This is a genomic window from Paraburkholderia flagellata, from assembly GCF_021390645.1.
Taxonomy (GTDB): domain Bacteria; phylum Pseudomonadota; class Gammaproteobacteria; order Burkholderiales; family Burkholderiaceae; genus Paraburkholderia; species Paraburkholderia flagellata.
The window spans coordinates 1,114,575-1,134,542 of the sequence record NZ_JAJEJT010000003.1 but is presented as its reverse complement, the minus strand read 5'-3'; the positions used below and the strand labels follow the sequence as shown (position 1 = coordinate 1,134,542).

Sequence of the window (19,968 nt, the reverse complement as noted above, 5' to 3'; positions counted from 1 at the left end):
CCCTCAGCCCGTATGCGGAAGCGGAAGCGGATGCGGCTCGTCGGCATCGAACGTGGTCATGAGCCGCACCAGATCGGCGAGCGAGTTCGCTTTCATCTTCTCCATGACGCGGGCCCGGTGAATCTTGATCGTTTTCTCCGCCGCGCCTAGTTCATCCGCCACGAGCTTGTTCGGCCGGCCGGTCACCACGAGCGCCATGACCTCGCGCTCGCGCGGCGTCAGCTTTTCGACGCGGCGCTGGATCTCGGCGTGCTGCTCGCGTTGTTCGAACAGATGGCAGCCGCGTTCGAGCGCTCGCGACGTGGCTTCGAATAGCACCTGCGCGTCGATCGGCTTCGTCAGGAAATCCGATGCGCCCGCCTTCATCGCCTGCACCGCCGTGCCCATGTCGCCGTGGGCCGAAACAAAGACGATCGGCACCCTGCCCTCGAGCCGCTGCTGCAATTCAATGCCGCTCAAGTCGGGCAACTGGAGATCGAGCAGCAGGCACGCCGGCGCGCTCACCAGATCCGCGCCGTGCAGGAAGGCGCTGGCGCTGCCGTAGGCCTGAGCCGTATAGCCGCCGGATCGCAGCAAGCGGCATAGCGCGTTGCGAACGTGTTCGTCGTCGTCCACGACGAACACGATGGGAGTTGGCGAGTTCATGGTGAAAAACGCGTATTCGTCTGCACGTACGCGCCCTGGGCAGGAAGTTCGATATGGAACGTGAGGCCGCGGTCAGCGTTGCGCTCGGCCCATAGCTGGCCGCCGTGCGCCATGACGATGGTGCGGCTGATCGAGAGGCCAAGACCCAGCCCTTGCGGCTTGGACGTCATGAACGGCTTGAACAGCGTGACGAGCCGGTCGGCGTCGACGCCAGGCCCATGATCGCGAATGGCGAGGCGCACCTTGCCGCGATCCTCGCTGGCCGTGACGACGATGCACACCCTGCGATCTTCGGTGCCGCAGTCGTGCACCGCGTCGAGCGCGTTCAACAGCAGATTGACGAGCACCTGCTGGAGCTGAACCGCATCGCCGTGCACCTGCGGCAGGCCGTCGTCGATTCGCGCGCCCACTGCCGCGCCACAGGTTTCCGTTTCGCGGCGCAGCAGGCGAATCACCTCGCGCACGAGGCTGCCGACATCGACCGGGCACATCTCCGGCGGCTCGCACCGCGCGGACTGGCGCATCTTGCGGATGATCGCGTGCGCACGCGTGCTATCGGACACGACCTCGCCAAGCAGTTCCCGCAGGTCGCTCACGGCCGGCGGGTTCTGCGCGAGAAACCGCTGCGCCGCCTGCGCGTTGCTGAGAATGGCCGTGAGCGGCTGGTCGACTTCGTGCGCGAGCGCGGCGGCCATGTCGCCCACTTCGGATGCCCGTTCCCGGCGCAGCCGGCGTGGTTCGCTGCCGGGTTCCGCGAGTGTCGCGTCATGACCTTCCGGTTCAATGACGACCACCATGCGCGCCGCCGGTCCAGCAGCGAGCGGCGCCGAAGCACTCACGTGAACGTCGATATCGGCGCCGTTCTTCGCTCGCGCGATGGCCACGCGCGTCACGCTGTGCGGCCGCCCTTGCTCGCTTTTCAACGCGGCGAACGATACGGGACGCTCGTCCTTTCTCCAGGCCACGAGCACGGCCTCGATACGCATGCCGGTCAATTCGCCCAAAGCGTAGCCGAGCACGCGGGTGGCCATGCCATTGGCCCACGCAACGCTGCCCGCGTCGTCGATCACGAGTGCCGCCGCGGGCACGACTTCGAGAACGCTGTGCAAGCTTTGCGCAATGGCTTGCGTAGCCAGCGCCGATACGTGGCCGGTTTGGGGCGCGGCCAATGCTTTTCCGTTTGGGAGACTACGTGGTTTGATCCTGTCGAGCCATCCCAGCAGGCTGGCCGCTGCATGCTCGGCTCTCGATCTGTTCAGTTTTAATTTTTCGTTCCCCATGTCTGCCCTGATCACGGTGTCCTCCGACTACGCTGCCCCGCTGTGGCGTGAGAAACGTTTCAAACGCTTCAGCGCCAGGCAGGGCGGATTTGACGAGCACCAGAATTCCGGCCGTTTGCGGGGCAGGTTGCGCCCCAATACTGACTGCTGACTGCTGACTGCCGCCTGCTTTCGATATTCGAAGACCGCTCCGGCAGTTCCGGAGAATGAGTCAGCCATTGAAGAAAGAATAGATGGGATCATCGTCGCGGAACAGCGCGGCTGCACGCTTTCACCGCGCGTTAATTATATGAAAGAAATTGCCGGAGATTCTTCCCGCGCGCAATCGTTTTCGATAATTTTTTCCGCATACGTTGCCATTCAAGCGCCCGATGGCTTGAATGCGCTTGCGCTTGCTTTATATACACTGACTATTTGCGGGATATATTTGCGAACGTTATCTTTGCTCTCGATAATTGTTCGCGCAATCGCTATTGCGGTTTATTCAATATGAATAGCGGTCGCGTTTTTTGTATTGCGAATTATCTATTATGTTTTTTATGAAATAACCGTCGCCATTATTGCAGACTGGAAACGCTCTGAATGGCTGGCAGGATCAGTCACACTTTTAGCGTGTGACTGCCCGTGTGGTGCCATTGCCGATCAAGGCGCCGAAGCCGGTGCCGCCGCGCTGGCCGCATGATGCTGCGTCGTCTTCTGCTGAGCATGTTGCTGAGACTGGTTCGAGCGAGCCTTGTGCTCCGCTTTGCGCTGCACGTCCCGCATCTGCTTCGAACCCATCGTTCCTGCTTGCGCATATACCTCAGACATGAAAGCGGGCGCGCAAAGCAGGAGCGCCGCCGCACACGGCGCAGCAAAACGCATCTTCATTTTGGACCTCCGGGTATGCACGCTGCCTGCCTTGACGATTGAGTAGCATCGTTGCGCGGTCATTCCGCTGTCAATAGGACTCTGGTCCGATTGCCAGCACAAGGCGGCTTACCGGACTATACCCGTGGGCCTCCCCGCCTCGCCACACTCGAAAGATAATGCGCGCGCACGCGCTCACCCCTTCTCGTTGTCGCTATCCGCCCCGTAGTCTGGTTGAGCAAACGAATGGAAGGATCGGCCATGACCTCATGGATCAAACAACGCATGCACACGGTCTGCCTGCTCGTGTTCGCGTTGCTGTTCGCAGGCGCTCAGTCGCTGCATGCGCAAGATGCGCCGCAGCCCGCCCCCTACAAACCCGAGGAGCTGGAAGCGCTCGTCGCGCCCATTGCGCTCTACCCCGATTCGGTGCTGGCACAGGTCCTGATGGCCTCCACCTACCCGCTGGAAATCGTGCACGCGGCGCGCTGGGTCAAGGAGCACCCGAATGTGAAGGGTGACGACGCTGTGAAGGCCGTACAGGACCAGACGTGGGACACGAGCGTGAAATCGCTCGTCGCCTTCCCGCAAGCGCTCGAACCGATGAGCGAAAAGCTCGACTGGACCCAGAAACTCGGTGACGCGTTCCTCGCCCAGGAAAAGGATGTGCTCGCCGCTGTGCAGCGCCTGCGTGCGCGCGCGCAGGATTCGGGCAACCTGAAGAGCAACGAGCAGCAAAAGGTCGTGGTCGAACAGCCGCCCGCGCAAGGCGGCCAGACCATCGTGAAGATCGAGCCTGCCAACCCCGAGGTAATCTACGTGCCCGCGTACAACCCCACGGTCGTATACGGCGCATGGAGCTACCCGGCTTACCCGCCGTACGCCTGGCCGCCGTCTCCCGCTTACTATCCCGGCGGCGCGCTGATGACCGGCTTCGCCTGGGGCGTCGGCCTTGCCGCCGCAGGCGCGATCTTCAGCAACTGCAACTGGGGCGGCGGCGACGTCAACATCAACGTGGACAAGGCCAGGAACGTCAATCGTAATTTCGACAGCACGAAGGTTCAGGGAGGCAGGTGGCAGCACGATTCGAGCCATCGCCAGGGCGTTGCGTACCGTGACAATGCCACGCGCGAAAAATTCGGCAACAACGTGGGGGGCGCCGACGGACGCCGCGACTATCGCGGCCGCAACGGCCAGAATGGCCAGGGCGGCGCCAACGTGGCCGATCGCGCGGGCAACCGCGGCGGTGCCGGCGCGGGCCAGGGCATCGGCAATGGAAATCGCGGGAACCAGGGCATCGGCAATGGAAACCGCGGGGATCAGGGCATCGGTAATGGAAACCGCGGGAATCAGGGCAATCTCGGCGATCGCGGCGGCCCCGGAAATAACGCGAGTGTCGGCAATCGCGCGAATTTCGGCGACAACGGGGCGGCGGGCAATCGCGGGAACGTCGGCAATAACGGTCCCGGCGGCAATGCGGGCGGCAATCGCGCGGGCGTGGGCAACAACGCAGGTGCGAGCAATCGCGTAAGCACCGGCGCAGGCGGTGGTGGAAGGGGCTACAGCGGCGGCGGACGTGACGGCGCCTTCCAGGGGGTAGGCAGCGGCGGCGCCACCCAGCGCGACGCGAGCCGCGGCCGCTCCAGCGTGCAATCCTCGGGGTTCAATCGCCCGAGTGGCGGCGGCGGTATGCGCAGCGGCGGCGGCGGTGGTCGCGGCGGCGGCGGCAGGCGCTAAGGAGAACAGCCATGAACAGACATGAGTTTCTCCGTCCGGCGGCATCCGCAGCGGCCGCAGCAGCTATTGCCATCGCACTCCTGGCGTACGCGCCACGGCCTTGCGCGGCCGCCGGGCAAAGCACCTTCGCTACGCCCGACGCCGCGATGACCGCGTTCGGCAACGCCGTGGCCGGCAACGACGAAGCGGAATTGCGCACGCTTTTTGGCGCCGATTTCCGCCAACTCATCCCTCCGGTTGGCGCCGAAGTCCGCGACAAATTCCTGAGCGAATGGAAGACCTCGCACACCATTCAGGATACCGATGCAAATCATGCAGTCATCGGCGTGGGCGACGACGGGTGGACCTTTCCGGTTCCGCTCGTCAAAACCGCTCACGGCTGGCACTTCGACACGCGCGCCGGTGTCGAGGAAATGCGCGTGCGCCGCATCGGCCGCAACGAACTTGCCGTGATGCAGACGATGCTCGCGGTCTACGACGCGCAGCGCGAATATGCGCAGACGTATCACGACGGCAACACCATGCTGGTCTACGCCAGCAAGCTCGCGAGTTCGCCGGGCAAACAGGACGGCCTGTACTGGCCGACCGGCCCCGACCAGACGCCGAGTCCGCTAGGCGCCGCATTTCTCACGGCCGGGACGCGCAACGCCGAAAACGCGGGTTACTACGGCTACCACTACAAGCTGCTGACCTCACAGGGTCCGCACGCGCCGGGCGGCTCGTACAACTACATGGTCCACGACAAGCTGTTCGGCGGCTTCGGCGTCGTGGCATGGCCCGTGCGTTACGGCGACACGGGCATCAAGACGTTCATGGTGAGCCACGACGGCCAGGTCTACGAGCGCGATCTCGGCCCCGATGGCGCGGCGAAAGCCGAAGCGATGACGTCTTTCGATCCGGGCCCGGGCTGGTCGAAGGCTTCGCCCTGACACGTCGCATTGGCCCGATCAAGGCGCGTTCGCGGAGTCGTGCGCAGGCGCCTGCGCCGGTGCGCCTTCGCCGAGCATATAGAGCAGCAATGCGTCGCGATCCGGCCCGCTCATCGCCGCCGTCGAGCGCATGAGCACCGCGCTCGCCCAGCAAACGTCGGCCATCGTGGCGCCAGGCCCGCCGTTCGTGACGCGTGCGAGCCGCGCCACGGCCAGCGGATCGCCCGCGAGCGCCGCGTTGACCGCATCGTCCAGATGCCGCAATGCCCTCTCGTACGCCACGGGCGTGGGTAGTGTGAGCGGCGCGGCCAGCAGGGACCGGATCACCACGCGGTAGAGCAACGAGAAGTATTCGGCCGTGTCGGCATCGCTCATGCTGCCGATCGAAATGCGGTCGGCAATGTCCTGCACGCTGGCGATCCCCTGGCAATTGCCGCGCGCCACGCGTCCCATGTACTTCGCAAGCAGCGTGAAGTACGCCAACCGGTCGGGCGGCGTCAGGCGCGCAATGCCGCTGCGGATCAGGCGCTCGCGCGCCGCGTCGTCGCGCAAGCGCGCTTCGAGGCCCGCCACGCCGCCGGGCACGGCGACCGCGACGGCCGGGTCCGCACGCAACCGGTAGAACCAGGCTTCGACGATGCGCGCCTTGATCGTCTCCTGCTCCACGCCGGTCTCGCTCAAGGCAACCGCGCTCTGCGCGGACATTTGTTCAGCGGGCGCGACAACGAAATCGAGCACGGTGAAGAGTCCCGCAGGCGCGTCCTCGTTGCGCGGCACGCTGCCCGACGCATCGTGTGCCACCAACGCCAGCGCCGTACTCAGTGCCAGCAACGCGCAACACAACGTCTTCATGAGATCCCGCGTGGCGCGATCAATCCGTCGCACTGCCAACTGTTGCGTGGCCCGCGCGAATCGCTGTGGCTATGTCGGCGCTGATGGTGGCGAGTGCGCGGTCGTGCGCGTTGACGAGCGCGCCGTAATCCTGGCTCGTCACCTGCTCATGCGCCACCGTGTGCCCGAGCATCAGCGCCTGGTGATCAGGCGGCTTCACGACCCATTGCGCTTCGATCGTCACCGAATTCCCCAGCACGCTGTCAATGCGCGTGATATCCACGCGAACGCGCCAGACGGGCGGCGTGGTGCCGCCAACATCGATCGTCGAAACGCGCGCCGTACCGAGCCGCTGCGCGAGGTCCGCGGCAACGACGCGCCCGATGTCCAGCTTGAGCGGCGAGGCCCAGCGCGCGAACTCGTTCAGCTCGATCGTGTTGTCCGGATTGCGCGTGACGATTTGCGGCCGGTCCACCATGTCGGGGACGGTCACTGGACCGACGACGACATCGAGCGCAGCAGCGCCGGTTGGCACGGCGCTCGCTGCGGTGGACGTCGCGGCGCTCGCGTCGTCGGCGCGCAGCGCATAGAACGTGGGCGACGGCGAGGAGCATCCCGCGAGCCATACCATCGCGGCGGCGAGAACGGTATGCAAGGTCACATTGCGGCGATTCACTGCTTGCCTCCAGGTTTGCCCTGCACCACGGCCTCGGGATGGCGCTCGAGATAGTCCGTGAGCATGCGCACGGAAGCGGCGGTGCGCGCCAGTTCACGCATGGCGTCACTCGTGTTCTGCTGAAGCTGCGAGTCGGGCTGCAAGGCGTCGGTGGCCGAGTTGAGCGTGGACTGCGCGGCCGAGAGCGTGTCGTGCGCCTGCGGTACGACGTCGTTGCCGAGTTTCGCCATCACGTCGTTCGCGCTTTGCAGCGTGCGCTGCGCGCTTGCGCCGATCGCGTCGAACGGAATGCCGTTGAGCTTCGCGAGCAAGCGCGTAAGCGAATCCTGTAACGACTGCAACGTGCGCGGCACTGTCGGCAGTTCGGGCGGCGTTCTCGACCAGTCGATCTTGGCCTTCGGCGCGTCCGGGAAAACATCGAAAGCGACGTAGAGCTGTCCCGTGAGCGGATTGCCCGAGCGCAGCTGGAACCGGAAGCCGCTGGCAATCAGGAACTCGGCAAGCTGTCGCGGTTCCGCAGTGAGTCGTCCGGTCGGCTTGCCATCCTGGAAGCGCGACGTAAAGCGCTGTGGATACAGGTTGATTTCAACAGGAATGCTGAACTGTTTCTTCACCGGGTCGAAGCGCGTATAGATGCGTGTGACCTCGCCGATCACGACGCCGCGGAAATCGACTGGCGCGCCCACGGTCAGCCCGCGCACCGAATCGTAGAAAGTCACGACGTAGGTGTCGACAATCTGGTCGTGCTCCTTCATCGAGTCGGCGTGCGTGGCATAGAGTTCGAATTTCGAGTCGGGGTTGGCCTCGGGCGATTCGCCGCCGGCGTCGGCTTCAGGCGATTCGAACGCCACGCCGCCAATGAGCAGCGACACCACCGACTGCGTGTTGATCTGCACGCCGTCGGGGCTGAGCGACACGTCGAGTCCGCTCGCGTGCCAGAAGCGCGTGTCGCTGCGCACGAACCTGTCGTAGGGCGCGTTCACGAACACGCGCAGCGTCACGCCCTTGCCGTTCGGATCCATTTCATAGGAAGCAATCTGCCCGACCTGAAGACGGCGGAAGAACACCGGCGAGCCGACATCGAGCGAGCCCATGTTCACGCTGTGCAGCACGAATTCGCGCCCCGGCACGTCGCTCGGGATCGCGGGCGGCACTTCGAGTCCCACGAAGTCGCGCCGTGTTCTGGTGGAGTTGCCTTCGTCCATGCCGACGAACGAGCCCGAGAGCAGCGTGCCCAGGCCCGAAACGGTGCCGCCCGAAATGCGCGGGCGCACGACCCAGAAGCGCGTGTTGTCGACGAGCATGCTCGTTGCGTCTTTCACCAGCTCGCCCGTCGCGATCACGCGCTTGTGATCGGGCGAGAGCGTGACCGCCTTCACCACGCCGATATCGACGTCCTTGTATTTGATCTTCGTTTTGCCGGCCTCGAGCCCGTCGCCGGTCTTGAAGCTGATCGTGATGGTCGGCCCTTCCTCGATGATCGCCTTGGCGGCAAGCCAGCCGCCAATGAGCACCGCGACGATCGGCACGAGCCATACGATCTGCATGCGCCAGCGCGAACCCTGCACCGGCTTCGCCTCGGGCAGATCCGGCAAGGAATTGTCGTTACCGGGTGCTGCCATTCTCGCACTCCATCGCGTCCCAGATGAGACGCGGATCGAACATGTTCGCGGCGAACATCGTGAGGATCACGACCGCGCCGAAGGCGATCGCGGCGGGCCCCGCCCTGATCGTGGCGAGCGCGTTGAACTGCACCAGCGCAACGAGCATCGTGATGACGTAGATGTCGAGCATCGACCAGCGGCCGACCAGCTCGATCAGCCGGTAGATGCGCGTGCGCTGCTCGGGCAGCCATGTCCAGCGGCGTTGCGTGGACCACGTCAGATACGAAAGCCCGAGAATCTTCAGCATGGGCACGGCAATGCTGGCAATGAACACGAGCAGCGCGAGCGGCCACGAGCCCGACACCCACAGATACACCACACCGCTCATGATCGTGTCCTTCTGCGTGCCGAACAGCGAACTCGTGTCCATGACGGGTAGCACGTTCGCAGGCACGTACAGCACGACCGCCGCGACCAGAAGCGCCCACGTGCGCGAGAGACTCGCGACCTTGCGCAGATGCAGGGCGCAGCCGCAGCGCGGGCAAGTCGCAGCATGCGCGGCCGCCGGCATGCGCGCGAGCATCCCGCACGCATGGCAGTGCGCGATCCCGCACGCGGCGCCGGTGAGCGGGCCTGCAGCGCGGTCGCCTCGTGCTCTGGCCTCCTCGCGAGACGCGAAGTTCGTTGTGAGGTCGGGCGTGTCGGTCACATCGGCCACATCGGGCGCTTTGGCCCGCCGAGCCGCGCGCGCCACGCGCGACCAGAACTGGCGCGCGTCGAACGCCGCGCTCGCGCCCGCGAGCACCAGCATTAATGCACCGAACGACCACAATGCAACACCCGTCACGACCGTTGCGATATGGGACAGCTTCACGAGCGCGACCAGCAGGCCGAGTATCAGCACCTCGGTCATGCCCCAAGGCCGTGCGGTGTACATCACGCGGAACAGGAGCGGCGCATGCCAGGGCGCGCGGTTGACCGCAAGCGGCACGAGAAGCGCGAGCAGACACACGACCTGCATGGCCGGCATGAGGATCGTCGTGGCGAACACCAGCGCCGCGATGGGCCACATGCCGTCGAGATAGAGAATCTCGACCGAATGCCACAGCGTCGTGAGCACGAGATTGCCGTTCACGGAGAGCCCGACGATCGGATACAGGTTGGAAATGACGAACAGCACGAGCGCGCCCAACGCGAACGCGAGCGCACGTCCGAGGCTTTCCGGAAGATCACGCCCCAGTTCGGCGTTGCAGCGCATGCATCGCAGCGTGCCGCGAGGCGGACAAGGCGCGCCGCGCTGCATGAGATCGCAGTCGTGGCAAACAAGAAGCTCGGCGCGCTGCATCGTGGGGACTCCCTGGATCGGGTCAAGGTGTGGTCGCTACATCGTCGCTGTACCGATTCGGCACGCGGCGCTTCAGTTTGACGGCGGCACGCCAAGCACCGCATGGACCGCGCCGATGAGCGCGGAGTCGTCGAACGGCTTGCGCAGGTACGCAACCGCGCCGGCTGCCTGCGCCTGCTCGCGCACGCGCGCATCGTCATGCGCCGTAATGACGATGCACTGGATGCCGGTGCCGTCCAGCCGGCGCTGCACCTCGATACCGTTGATGCCGGGCATCTGGATATCGAGAACCACGCACGCCGGCGCGTGAGGCGCCGCAGCCGCCAGCGCGTCGAGAAATGCCTCGCCGCTGGTGTACACGTCGGAGTCGATGCCGACCGACCTCAACAGGCGCTGGATAGCCCGGCCGACCGACTCCTCGTCGTCGACGACGGCCACGGATCGTGTCACGTTGTTCATATGACTGTGCGTTCGGTTACCGATGGGGACAGCCGGGCCGGCGCCGCCGTGTGCGCCGACCGGTATCCTGAGCGCAAGCGGCTGCCCCATGCGCGACTACTTGTGATGGGCAGGCTTGACGGATACGGCGAACGCTTCCGTATACACTGCCTCGACCTGATCGCCGACCTGCACGCTGGCAAGCTGTTGGGGATCCTCGACCTTCAGGTCCATCTTCCCGCCTTCGGGTCCCATCAAGGTGACCGTTTGCGTTTTCGTGTCGACCGCTACGACATTCGCCGTGACCTTCACCTCACGCCCGACCATGCCGCCGGGCTTCTCGCCGGCAGCCGCACGCGCGACCTGTGGCGTTTCCTGCATCGAGGTTTCGCCACCGCCTCCCTTCTTCAGGCTTAGCGTGAGGGATTCCTTATAGGCCATCGTCACAACATCGCCGACCTTTAGTTGATCGAAGTTTCTGACTTCCGGCCCCAACTCCGCTTCGACCAGCTTGCCATCCTGACGCTTGAGCGTGACAGTGCGCGTGTCGGCGTCGATCTTCGTGATGGTCGCCGTCACCTTGTGCATGCCGGTGACGGTTGCCTTGCCCGGCTCGTGCGTCACGTTGGCCGTTGTCTGCCCCTGGGCCGCGGCGAGCTGCGCCGCGGCGACGATGGCTGCTGAAACAACCCACTTGAGGTACGGCATCGTGACCTCCAATTACAGATCGAGCTTCGTCACCTTCGTGCCGGCCACCGACGCATCGGCCATGATGCCCGTATTGGTCATCACGATCGCCTGGACTGGCGCCGTTGCGGTTCTCGTGTCGATCTGACCATTTGCACCGACTTTCACGAGCGAAACGGCAACGTCGCCGCCAACCGACCAGCCCTTCGAGTTGCGGAACTTGTCGAGCGATTCCTGGGTCATGAAGAGGAAGATCACAGCGGTGGACTGCACCCCTGCCTGCAAACCGAACGAAGCGGCCGCCGTACTGTAGTACCCGACCGTCGCTCCGGCTACGCGCAGCGCGCCCTGCCCATATGCCCCGCCAATGATGAACGCCGCCTTCCCGACCGAAGGAAACACCAGCACGCCTTGCGCCTTGGAAACGAGTTCCTGCGAGCCCGGCACCGTCGAGAACAGCCGCGACATCGCACCGTCCACGGACGCGTCGATCTCCTGGCGTTTTGCCGTATCGGTCGCGCCGCTCGTCCCACTGCTCGTGGTCGTGCTGCAACCCGCAACGGCCAGACCGGCCGCGGCCGCCGCCGTAAGCACAAAAATCCGTCGCTTCATTGTTGTCCTCCATTGAGTTTAGACAGCCCGGATACGGCACTCACGCATGCGGATCGAACGTCACGCGAGAATGAGACGTTGCTCGCACATCGTTGCCAAGCGTTGCTCATCGTTCAGTTACATAGTCTCAGACGCGACGCACACGACAAATCGGACCTTGGTCTTACGCCACACCGAGGCGCCACACACGCTACTGGACCGTATAGCCGCGCCCTTGCATGCACGCGGCGAAGGCGCGGTTGAACGTGTCCATCGCACCCTGCTGCTGTTGCTGCGCGTTGGCCTGCTGGGCACGCCGGTTCTGCCGCGCGCGCGAACCACCCACCATCGTTCCGGCCGCAGCGCCTACTGCCGCGCCCTTGCCCGCATCACCCGTGATCGCGCCAATCACCGCGCCGCCTGCCGCGCCGCGCGCCGCCCCCTGGACACGCTCGCCGCCGCCCACGGCCGGGCCCGAAGGCGGCGGCGGCGTCGCCGCAACCTGTTGCGGGTCGATACCCGTATTGCTCTTCGCCCACGAATAGCACGCCGACTCGTCCGCATGCTGTTGCTGGGCGCTCTGCCCCTTCGCGGGGTAAGCAACAGGCGCTGCCTGCGCGGCGCTCACCAAAAGCAGCACGGCTGCGCACAGGGCGCCCGTCCGGCGATTTATATAGGTATCCATATCAACTCCTGAGGCGCGAGCGAGGACGCGCCGATCACGCCTGCTGCTATCGGCGGGAGGTTGGGAAGCGAAAGTCGTGCTGCCAGCACGACGCCCGAATTCAGGGCAAACACCGCGCCGTGCGAGCGGCGCAGTGGTCTGTTCAATGATGTGGGAGCGGTAAGGCGAAGACAATCAGACCATGGTCCTACCGTCACCCGTCGCGGCGGGAAGGTGCAATGAAACGCCCGCCGGCGCATGGCCAGAGCGGCCATGCGGTGCGGCGGGCGCAGAAGGGGTACGGAGACAGATACTGCGCCAGATCAGAACTTGTGGCGTATGCCGAGGCTCACCATGATCTGCGAACTCGAACTGCCGTTGAGCCCATAGTCCGCCACGGAAGCCACTGCGGTGGTCAGAATGGAGCCCGTTGCGGTCGGCACGCGTTGCGTGCCATTGGCGTGCTGCCACGCGCCGACGAGGTACACGTCGGTACGCTTGGAGAGGTTGTAGTCGCCACCCAGCGAGAGCTGGTTATAGGTCGCCGAAGTATCGCCCGCGCTGTGTGTCCACGTATAGCCCACGCCGATGAGCGACGCCGGGGTGAGCGCATAGTTCACGAAACCGGCGGCAACGTTGTAGCGCTGGTTGGATGGGAAGAGCGATTGCGCGTCGGCCTTGTACTGTGCGTTGCTATACCTGCCGCCGAACGTGAATGGTCCGGCCACGTATTGCAGGGCAACGGAGCCAATGCCAACCCACTTGGCGGTTTCGTAAGCGAGGTTCTGAAAACCGCCATCGAACATGCCGTCCGAACTGCTGGTCCAGTTGATGCGAGGAATCGTGGAGTTTGCGTTATACATGCGGACGTAGCCCGCCGCGATGCTGAACGGGCCAGTCACATAGCTCGCTGCCGCCGACCAGGTCTGCTGCGAACCGGTCGTGCCCGCGACGCCGCCAAACGCATACATACCTTCGATCTGGAAGCCTGCGAATTGCGGCGAGAGATATTTGATCGCATTGTTCGTACGAGAGCTGTTGTCGTTGTTGTCGACGTCGCCCGGCGTGGCGAAGGTGCTGCCCCAGTAATTGTCTGCGGTAAGCGGCTGGACCATGTCGACGACCGGGTCGTACTGGCGGCCCAGAGTCACCGTACCGTACTGCTGATGCGTCAAGCCCACGAACGCCTGGCGGCCGAACAGGCGCCCGTCCTGTAGCGAAGTGCCGCTATTGATGTCGAAGCCGCTTTCCAGCTGGAAGATCGCTTTCAGCCCGCCGCCCAGGTCTTCCGTTCCCTTCAATCCCCAGCGGGAACCTTGCAGGTTCCCACCTTGCATCCGATACAGGTTGTTCCCCTCGGCGTCGGCGTTGTGGACGAACTGAAAGGCTTCGTCGATTACGCCATACAAGGTGACGCTGCTTTGCGCCTGAGCCACCGGCGCCAGCATGGAAAGCGGAACAGGAAGCAACATAAGCGCAAGCTTTTTCATGTTTGCACTCCTTCACGCACCAGGTAATCGGTATTCCTATATTAGTCGCTTGATTCGGCGCGACCTTGGCGTGAAATTGGTTCCGTTGTCGGCGCAAGACACCCTATGCGGCGCGGTCGAAGGCCTGCGCTCTGTAACCGCAGCTTAAATAAAGCATTGAAACCGGCATGTTTGCAAATGCCGTGAAACCATTCCCTTACCGCGCCGACATCCGCTGCGTACAAACAATCAGGAGTCCATATACGATACCGGCGGCGACAGGCGAGCGCCTGCGTCATCTGTTGTTCACGCATCCATCTCGTACGACGAGGCGCGCCAGGACACGATCGAGCGCGCCTGCGAGACTCAGATCGACTTGACCTCGCCGCCGTCCATTCTGAGCGTCGTGCCGGTCATCCAGTGCGCGCCGGGCGATACGATGAACGCCATCAACTCGGCAATCTCCTCGGGCGCGCCGTAGCGCGCAATGCCCGCTTCGGCGGGGAACTTCGCCGTGGCTTCCTCCACGCTCATGTCGTGCAGCGGCGCCCAGTGCTCCAGATACGACTGGCGGCGCCCCGTCATCACGGCGCCGGGCAGCACGCTGTTGACCTGCACGCCGTCCGCGATACCGCGGTCCGAAAACGCCTTCGCGAGCGCGACGATCGCCGCATTGATCGTGCCGACCGCCGCATAGGGCGCCTTCGGAAATACAGCTGAATTGCCCGACATCAGCACGACCGCGCCCGAGCTAGCCTTCAGTGCCGGCCAGGCTTCGATCGTCAACCGCCGCGCACCGTGCAGTTTCAGCGCGAGGCCGCCCTCCCATTGCTCGTCCGTCATTTCGAACAGATCGATCTGCGGCACCGCGCCCGCAATGTTGAGCAATGCGTCGATGCGCCCGAACGCCGCGAGCGTTTGCTCCACCACTTGTCGTGCTGCTTCGGCACGCGAAAGATCGATGTCGATGACGAGCGCCTCAGCGCCTGCCTCTCTCACCTGCGCCGCGGTCTGCTCGAGTTGCTCGCGGTTGCGCGCCACCACGGCGATAGCGTCGAAGTCACGCGCCAGTCTCACGGCCGTCGATCGGCCAATACCCTGACTTGCGCCCGTTACGATTGCGACTTTGCTGACCATCTTCACACTCCTCATTCGATCAGTATTGCCAATCATCATTCGAGAAATTGCGTAATCGCCGTGGCGATCTCGTCGGCGTGCGTTTCCAGCGCGAAGTGTCCAGTGTCGAAAAAGCGCACCACCGCTTGCGGCAAGTCGCGCTTGAATGCTTCCGCGCCCGGGGGCAGGAAGAATGGATCGTTTTTGCCCCACACGGCGAGAAACGGTGGCCGGTGCGTGCGGAAATACTCCTGAAAGGCGGGGTAAAGCGCGACGTTGTTCCGATAGTCGCGGAACAGATCGAGCTGGATCTCGTGTGCGCCGGGGCGGCTCATATAGTAGTCGTCGAGCGAATAGCCGTCGGGCGACACCGCCGATGCCTCGGGCACACCGTGCGTGTATTGCCAGATGGTCGCTTCGCGCGTGAGCAGCGCGCGAAGCGCGTCGCGATTCGTGGGCGAGGGGTCCTGCCAGTAAGCGCGAATCGGATTCCAGCCTTCGCTTAAGCCCTCCTCGTAAGCGTTGCCGTTTTGCGAAATGATCGCCGTGATGCGCTCAGGATGCGCGAGCGCGAGCCGAAAGCCCGTGGGCGCGCCGTAGTCGAATACGTACACCGCGAACCGGTCGAAGCCGATGCGCTCGGTAAATCGCGCGATCACGTTCGCAATGTTCTCGAACGTGTACGTGAATTGGTCCCGATCCGGCAAGTCCGATTGACCGAAGCCCGGCAAGTCTGGTGCGACGATATGAAAGCGGTCGGCGAGCTTCGGCATGAGGTCGCGGAACATGTGGCCAGCGCTCGGAAAGCCGTGCAATAGCAGGAGCTTCGGCGCGTCGATGCGCCCGGCTTCCCGGTAGAACACGTTGAAGCCGTCGACATCGGCGCGGCGGTAGGTAATTGCTGTCATGGGTTCCTCCAGAGATGAACGGAAAAGCGCGCGGGCTAGCGCGACGAGACGGACCGAATGGCTTCGGCGATGACTTCCGCCACGGCATCGGGCGCCGTGACGCTTGGCGTGTGATCGACTTCATGGGCGCGGATCTGCGCGTTCATCCGGCTCGCCATGAAGCGTTGCGTGTCGGGATCGATCATGCGGTCCTCGCCGGCAACGAGAAACCAGGCCGGCCGGTCTCGCCATAGCGGCCGCGCCACCGCTTGACCAATGCACGCCGCCGCAATGGGGCGCTGGATCGCGGCGAGCGCCGCCGCCTGTTGCGCAGTCGCGTGCTGCGCGAACGCATCCGCAAACGCCTCCCGTGGCAGCCAGATCCAGCCGTGGCGATCGGGCGCAAGTTGCGGTGCCTGCGGGTGCGTCTTCCCGCGATAGAACACGTCGGCAACGGTCTCGCCCTCGTCAGGCGCGAGCGCGGCCACGTACACCAGCGCCGCGACGTTCGCAGCGCGCGTGGCGCCGATCACCGCGCCCGCGTACGCGTGGCCCGCCAGCACGACCGGCCCGTCGACCCGTTCGAGCGTGCGCTCGAGCGCCGCCACATCGTCGCCCAGTGAAGTGAGGGGAAGCGGGGCCGCCACGGCGTCGATGCCCTGACGGTTCAGCCGTTCGATCACCTTGCTCCAGCTCGACCCGTCCGCCCATGCGCCGTGCGCCATCACCACACTCGTTTTGCCGTGAGACATGCCCTGCTCCTTGAAAGTAAGTGGCGCTAGTTGCGACATCGGCCGCTTGGCACCAACCGTCTTTGGTAACCGTACAAATCACGTTTTAGAGGTTACTAACGGTGGACGTAACTTGTCAAGCGCGTTTTTAATGGTTACACTGACTGCACCCTGATTACCTTTTGCGACAAGAAGATGGATTACCGCCCAATACCGGCGATATTCGTAGCCGACGCGCCGGGGCTCGACTTCCTGAACTCGGTTGCGACACCGGTGGACGTGCCCATCGACTGGATCGCCGACGGCGAAGGTTTGCTGTCCTGGCTCGAACAGGCGGGCATGGTCCCCGCGCCGGCGCTTGCCGCCATGCACGCGCAGTTCACGGCGGCCGAGTTCGACACGGTTGCCGGCAAGGCGCGCGCCCTGCGCGAATGGTTCCGGGGCTTCGTGCGGGAAAGAAAGGGGCGGCCGCTCGCCAGCGCCGATTTGGGCGAACTCGCGCCGCTCAACGACCTGCTCGCGCGCGACGATCGCTACGGCGAAGTCGTTGCGCCCGGCAGCGAAGGCGCGGCGGCATTCGAGTACCGCGTGAACCGGCGCTGGAAATCGCCGGAATCGCTCTTGATGCCGATTGCCGAAGCACTGGCGAAACTGGTGTGTGAGCAAGACTTCACGCACGTGAAAGCCTGCGAAGGGCCGAAATGCACGCTGCTCTTCGCCGACCACACGCGCGGCCACGCGCGCCGCTGGTGCAGCATGGCGATCTGCGGGAATCGCGCGAAAGTTGCCGCGCACCGCAAACGGCTCAAGGAGCGCGAAAGCGCCTGAGGCGCTGGTGTGGGCAGGCGTGCGCCCCGGGCGCGAGCCTTGCGGGACCTGGCGAACCTACCGAAATGGGAGAGGAACGATGAACGCCAGCACCCCAAAGCCCCAAGAAAGTGGCGCCGGCAACGCCAACGAAAGCCAACAAAAGAAACACACCGAGCACAGCGACGACCAGCGCAGCGCCATGCCCGAGCGCGATGACAAGTCGCGCAAGCAGTCGCCCGCCGACCGCCCGGGCAAGCAGTCCGGCGAAGGGGAACCTTCGGTGGGTTGATTCCGTTGTCTACAGCGCGAAAGAGGCATGCGTAGCGCAAGCCTCTCTGTGTTTTTTGCGCCCCATACTACTTCGGATGCCTTATCGAATAGCGTCAGCGAATCACATCAATCGCGATCCGGTGCGCCGAGCGGAAAGAGCGGACGGTATGGCCGCGCCTCGTTCACGGCGCGCGCGTACGAAGGCCGCGCGAGCAGGCGCTCGCGATAGGCGCGCAGCACGGGATACGTCGGGGCGATGCGATGCGTCCAGTCCGCGTAGAACAGCGACGAAGACGCGGCGCAGTCCGCCATCGTGTAGTCCTCGCCCGCCGCCCAGGTTTTGCCCGCGAGGTGGCCTTCGAGCCATGCATAGGCGAGTTCGAGCTTTTCCTCCGCGAAGGCCCGCCCTTCGTCGCGCCTCGCCGGGTCGCCGGTCAACGCGCCGTCCACGGCACGTTGCACGGGCGTCATGACATGCAGGTCGAAGAAGCGGTCGAGAAAGCGCACGTCGAGCGCGGCCATGGGATCGGCGGGCAGCAGACGTACCGGCCCGGGATGCTCAAGCTGCAGATATTCGATGATGATGCTTGTTTCCGCAACGTTGCGCTCGCCGTCCACGAGCACCGGAAACTTGCGTAGCGGCCAGCGTCTGAGCCACTGCGCGGTATGTTCGGGCGTATCCGGGCCGATGCTGCGAAATTCGAAGGGTGTGTTGTTCTCGTACAGCGCGACGAGCACTTTCTGCGTGTACGACGAGAACGGATGACCATAAAGCGCGAGCGACATCGTTGAGTCTCCTGGTTCGAGCCGGGGGCAAGTCTTTGAACCATGCACCGGTTGCGTACGCAATGCAAGCGCTGCCGGGAACTGCAGCGGCGCGTGTTCGGGCAACTGTACATGGCGGCGCTCAGATGCGTGACGTATCGTCGGTGCGCGCGGTTTCCCTTCTTATTCCCTTCGATATGCTCAACATCCTTGGAAAAGCATCGTCCGTCAACGTTCGCAAGGTGCTCTGGACCTGTGTCGAATTGAACCTTCCCTTCGAGCAGGAGGATTGGGGCGCGGGCTTTCGCTCGACACATACGCCGGAGTTCCTCGCATTGAATCCCAATGCGCTCGTGCCGGTCATCAAGGACGGCGATTTCGTTCTGTGGGAGTCGAACACCATCATCCGCTATCTGGCGTCGCGCTACGGTGGCGCGCATCTCTATTCGGCCGATGCAGTGATGCGCGCGCGCGTCGATCAATGGATGGACTGGCAGGCGAGCGACCTGAACCGTTCGTGGAGCTATGCATTTCTCGGTCTGGTCAGAGCGTCGCCCGCTCACCAGGTGACGGGCGAAATTGCCCTTTCCATCGAGAACTGGACCCGGCATATGCGCATTCTCGACGCGCGGCTGCAGGCAACCGGCGCGTTCGTCGCCGGCTCGCAATTCTCGCTTGCGGATATTCCCGTTGGGTTGTCGGTGAACCGCTGGTTCGGCACGCCGTTCGAGCATCCCTGTTTGCCCGCCGTTTCCGCGTATTTCGAACGGCTTGCCGCACGTCCAGGGTTTGCGGCGCATTGCGGCAACGGGATGCCGTGAGCAACGGGCTACCCCTTCGACGTTCCCCATCACGGTCCGCTGCATAGCCTTCATCCGCGCGGGAACGCCAAACCATGCACAATATGCCGATGCAAGCCGCAGACCTCGAACGCCTCGTCACCCTCGCCATGCCCTTCGGCAAATACAAAGGCCGGCTCATCGCCGACCTGCCCGGGCATTACCTCAACTGGTTCGCCCGCGAAGGGTTCCCGCCGGGCGAGATCGGCCGGCTGCTCGCGCTGATGCACGAGTTGGACCATAACGGCCTGAAAGGCTTGCTCGAGCCGCTGCGCAAACGCGCATAGCGCCAACCCGGCGCCCGGCGCACAATGCCCTGGCGAATCTCTTGCGAGGCAGCGCAACATGACCGGATTTCAGCCCGATGGATGGCATACCGTCACGCCCCGCATCGTCGTGCGGGACGCGCAAAACCTGATCACGTTCATCAAGACGGTGTTTCAGGCGCAGGGCGAATTCCGTGACGGGCTGCCAGCCGAAATCAGGATCGGCGATTCCGTCGTGATGGTCAGCGGGTCAGACGGCCTTCGCGATCCGATGCCGGCATTCCTCTATGTCTACGTCGAGGACACCGATTCGACTTACCAGCGAGCAATGGCCGCAAATGCGATCTCGCTCGAGCTTCCGGCCGACCTGCCATACGGCGACAGGCGCGCGATGGTCAGAGATCCGTGGGGAAACACCTGGCAGATCGCCACACATCAGCGCGACCTCCCGGTTGCAGAGATCCGCTCAAGGCTGGCCAACGAAGGTTAGGCCAACATTTTGGCAAGCATGGCTGCTTGCCAGGTTTCGCCGCTCAAAT

Annotated in this window: 23 protein-coding genes; 7 read left to right on the top strand and 16 right to left on the bottom strand. The window is 64.1% G+C overall.

Going from position 1 to position 19,968, the window contains the following annotated elements:
* Nucleotides 1–3: 3 nt before the first annotated feature.
* The 3 genes from L0U83_RS28820 to L0U83_RS28810 all read right to left on the bottom strand — a co-directional run bounded on the left by L0U83_RS28820 (nucleotide 4) and on the right by L0U83_RS28810 (nucleotide 2,795).
* Nucleotides 4–645, bottom strand: a complete 642-nt coding sequence (locus L0U83_RS28820; protein ID WP_233887545.1) for a response regulator transcription factor — start codon at nucleotides 643–645, stop codon at nucleotides 4–6.
* Entirely contained in the window at nucleotides 642–1,814 is a 1,173-nt protein-coding gene (locus L0U83_RS28815; protein WP_233887544.1) for a two-component system sensor histidine kinase NtrB, read from the bottom strand. Before L0U83_RS28815 ends, L0U83_RS28820 begins: the two co-directional genes overlap by 4 nt.
* A gap of 753 nt (nucleotides 1,815–2,567) precedes the next feature.
* Nucleotides 2,568–2,795, bottom strand: coding sequence for a hypothetical protein (locus L0U83_RS28810; protein WP_233887543.1), 228 nt, complete (start codon nucleotides 2,793–2,795; stop codon nucleotides 2,568–2,570).
* Nucleotides 2,796–3,035: 240 nt separating this feature from the next.
* Here L0U83_RS28810 and L0U83_RS28805 point away from each other — a divergent pair, with 240 nt between their 5' ends.
* Nucleotides 3,036–4,511, top strand: coding sequence for a DUF3300 domain-containing protein (locus L0U83_RS28805; RefSeq protein WP_233887542.1), 1,476 nt, complete (start codon nucleotides 3,036–3,038; stop codon nucleotides 4,509–4,511).
* Between the two features lie 11 nt (nucleotides 4,512–4,522).
* Nucleotides 4,523–5,440 (top strand): DUF2950 domain-containing protein, encoded by a 918-nt coding sequence (locus tag L0U83_RS28800; protein ID WP_233887541.1) that lies wholly within the window; start codon nucleotides 4,523–4,525, stop codon nucleotides 5,438–5,440.
* A gap of 18 nt (nucleotides 5,441–5,458) precedes the next feature.
* On the opposite strand, the gene L0U83_RS28795 is transcribed toward L0U83_RS28800, so the two are convergent.
* The 12 genes from L0U83_RS28795 to L0U83_RS28740 all read right to left on the bottom strand — a co-directional run bounded on the left by L0U83_RS28795 (nucleotide 5,459) and on the right by L0U83_RS28740 (nucleotide 16,500).
* A complete protein-coding gene (locus L0U83_RS28795) occupies nucleotides 5,459–6,292 on the bottom strand; it encodes a hypothetical protein (protein WP_233887540.1) in 834 nt (277 codons plus the stop codon).
* A 19-nt stretch (nucleotides 6,293–6,311) separates the two neighbouring features.
* A complete protein-coding gene (locus tag L0U83_RS28790; protein ID WP_233887539.1) occupies nucleotides 6,312–6,947 on the bottom strand; it encodes a PqiC family protein in 636 nt (211 codons plus the stop codon).
* Nucleotides 6,944–8,569, bottom strand: coding sequence for a PqiB family protein (locus L0U83_RS28785; protein ID WP_233887538.1), 1,626 nt, complete (start codon nucleotides 8,567–8,569; stop codon nucleotides 6,944–6,946). Before L0U83_RS28785 ends, L0U83_RS28790 begins: the two co-directional genes overlap by 4 nt.
* On the bottom strand, nucleotides 8,553–9,896 hold the full coding sequence (locus L0U83_RS28780; protein WP_233887537.1) for a paraquat-inducible protein A: 1,344 nt from the start codon (nucleotides 9,894–9,896) through the stop codon (nucleotides 8,553–8,555). The genes L0U83_RS28785 and L0U83_RS28780 overlap by 17 nt, the downstream gene beginning before the upstream one ends.
* A gap of 72 nt (nucleotides 9,897–9,968) precedes the next feature.
* Nucleotides 9,969–10,355, bottom strand: a complete 387-nt coding sequence (locus L0U83_RS28775) for a response regulator transcription factor (protein ID WP_233887536.1) — start codon at nucleotides 10,353–10,355, stop codon at nucleotides 9,969–9,971.
* A 96-nt stretch (nucleotides 10,356–10,451) separates the two neighbouring features.
* Nucleotides 10,452–11,042, bottom strand: coding sequence for a hypothetical protein (locus L0U83_RS28770; RefSeq protein WP_233887535.1), 591 nt, complete (start codon nucleotides 11,040–11,042; stop codon nucleotides 10,452–10,454).
* A gap of 12 nt (nucleotides 11,043–11,054) precedes the next feature.
* A complete protein-coding gene (locus L0U83_RS28765; RefSeq protein WP_233887534.1) occupies nucleotides 11,055–11,633 on the bottom strand; it encodes a BPSL1445 family SYLF domain-containing lipoprotein in 579 nt (192 codons plus the stop codon).
* 190 nt (nucleotides 11,634–11,823) lie between these two features.
* A complete protein-coding gene (locus tag L0U83_RS28760; RefSeq protein WP_233887533.1) occupies nucleotides 11,824–12,297 on the bottom strand; it encodes a glycine zipper family protein in 474 nt (157 codons plus the stop codon).
* Between the two features lie 302 nt (nucleotides 12,298–12,599).
* Nucleotides 12,600–13,766 (bottom strand): porin, encoded by a 1,167-nt coding sequence (locus L0U83_RS28755; RefSeq protein WP_233887532.1) that lies wholly within the window; start codon nucleotides 13,764–13,766, stop codon nucleotides 12,600–12,602.
* A gap of 345 nt (nucleotides 13,767–14,111) precedes the next feature.
* Nucleotides 14,112–14,882, bottom strand: a complete 771-nt coding sequence (locus L0U83_RS28750; RefSeq protein WP_233887531.1) for an SDR family oxidoreductase — start codon at nucleotides 14,880–14,882, stop codon at nucleotides 14,112–14,114.
* A gap of 35 nt (nucleotides 14,883–14,917) precedes the next feature.
* Complete coding sequence (locus L0U83_RS28745) at nucleotides 14,918–15,769, bottom strand: alpha/beta fold hydrolase (RefSeq protein WP_233887530.1); 852 nt, start codon at nucleotides 15,767–15,769, stop codon at nucleotides 14,918–14,920.
* Between the two features lie 35 nt (nucleotides 15,770–15,804).
* Complete coding sequence (locus L0U83_RS28740; protein WP_233887529.1) at nucleotides 15,805–16,500, bottom strand: alpha/beta hydrolase; 696 nt, start codon at nucleotides 16,498–16,500, stop codon at nucleotides 15,805–15,807.
* 174 nt (nucleotides 16,501–16,674) lie between these two features.
* Between L0U83_RS28740 and L0U83_RS28735 the strand changes: the two genes are divergently transcribed.
* Together L0U83_RS28735 and L0U83_RS28730 are read left to right on the top strand one after the other, a co-directional pair.
* Entirely contained in the window at nucleotides 16,675–17,307 is a 633-nt protein-coding gene (locus L0U83_RS28735; protein WP_233887528.1) for a CGNR zinc finger domain-containing protein, read from the top strand.
* Nucleotides 17,308–17,386: 79 nt separating this feature from the next.
* On the top strand, nucleotides 17,387–17,578 hold the full coding sequence (locus tag L0U83_RS28730; protein WP_233887527.1) for a hypothetical protein: 192 nt from the start codon (nucleotides 17,387–17,389) through the stop codon (nucleotides 17,576–17,578).
* Between the two features lie 107 nt (nucleotides 17,579–17,685).
* On the opposite strand, the gene L0U83_RS28725 is transcribed toward L0U83_RS28730, so the two are convergent.
* On the bottom strand, nucleotides 17,686–18,345 hold the full coding sequence (locus tag L0U83_RS28725) for a glutathione S-transferase family protein (protein ID WP_233887526.1): 660 nt from the start codon (nucleotides 18,343–18,345) through the stop codon (nucleotides 17,686–17,688).
* Nucleotides 18,346–18,521: 176 nt separating this feature from the next.
* Here L0U83_RS28725 and L0U83_RS28720 point away from each other — a divergent pair, with 176 nt between their 5' ends.
* The 3 genes from L0U83_RS28720 to L0U83_RS28710 all read left to right on the top strand — a co-directional run bounded on the left by L0U83_RS28720 (nucleotide 18,522) and on the right by L0U83_RS28710 (nucleotide 19,919).
* The gene (locus L0U83_RS28720; protein WP_233887921.1) at nucleotides 18,522–19,145 is read left to right on the top strand and encodes a glutathione S-transferase family protein; all 624 of its coding nucleotides are present in this window, start codon (nucleotides 18,522–18,524) and stop codon (nucleotides 19,143–19,145) included.
* Nucleotides 19,146–19,234: 89 nt separating this feature from the next.
* Entirely contained in the window at nucleotides 19,235–19,450 is a 216-nt protein-coding gene (locus tag L0U83_RS28715) for a DUF3820 family protein (RefSeq protein ID WP_233887920.1), read from the top strand.
* 58 nt (nucleotides 19,451–19,508) lie between these two features.
* Nucleotides 19,509–19,919 carry a VOC family protein gene (locus L0U83_RS28710; RefSeq protein WP_233887525.1) on the top strand — a complete coding sequence of 137 codons (411 nt, stop codon included), beginning with the start codon at nucleotides 19,509–19,511 and terminating at the stop codon, nucleotides 19,917–19,919.
* The last annotated feature ends 49 nt before the right edge of the window (nucleotides 19,920–19,968 follow it).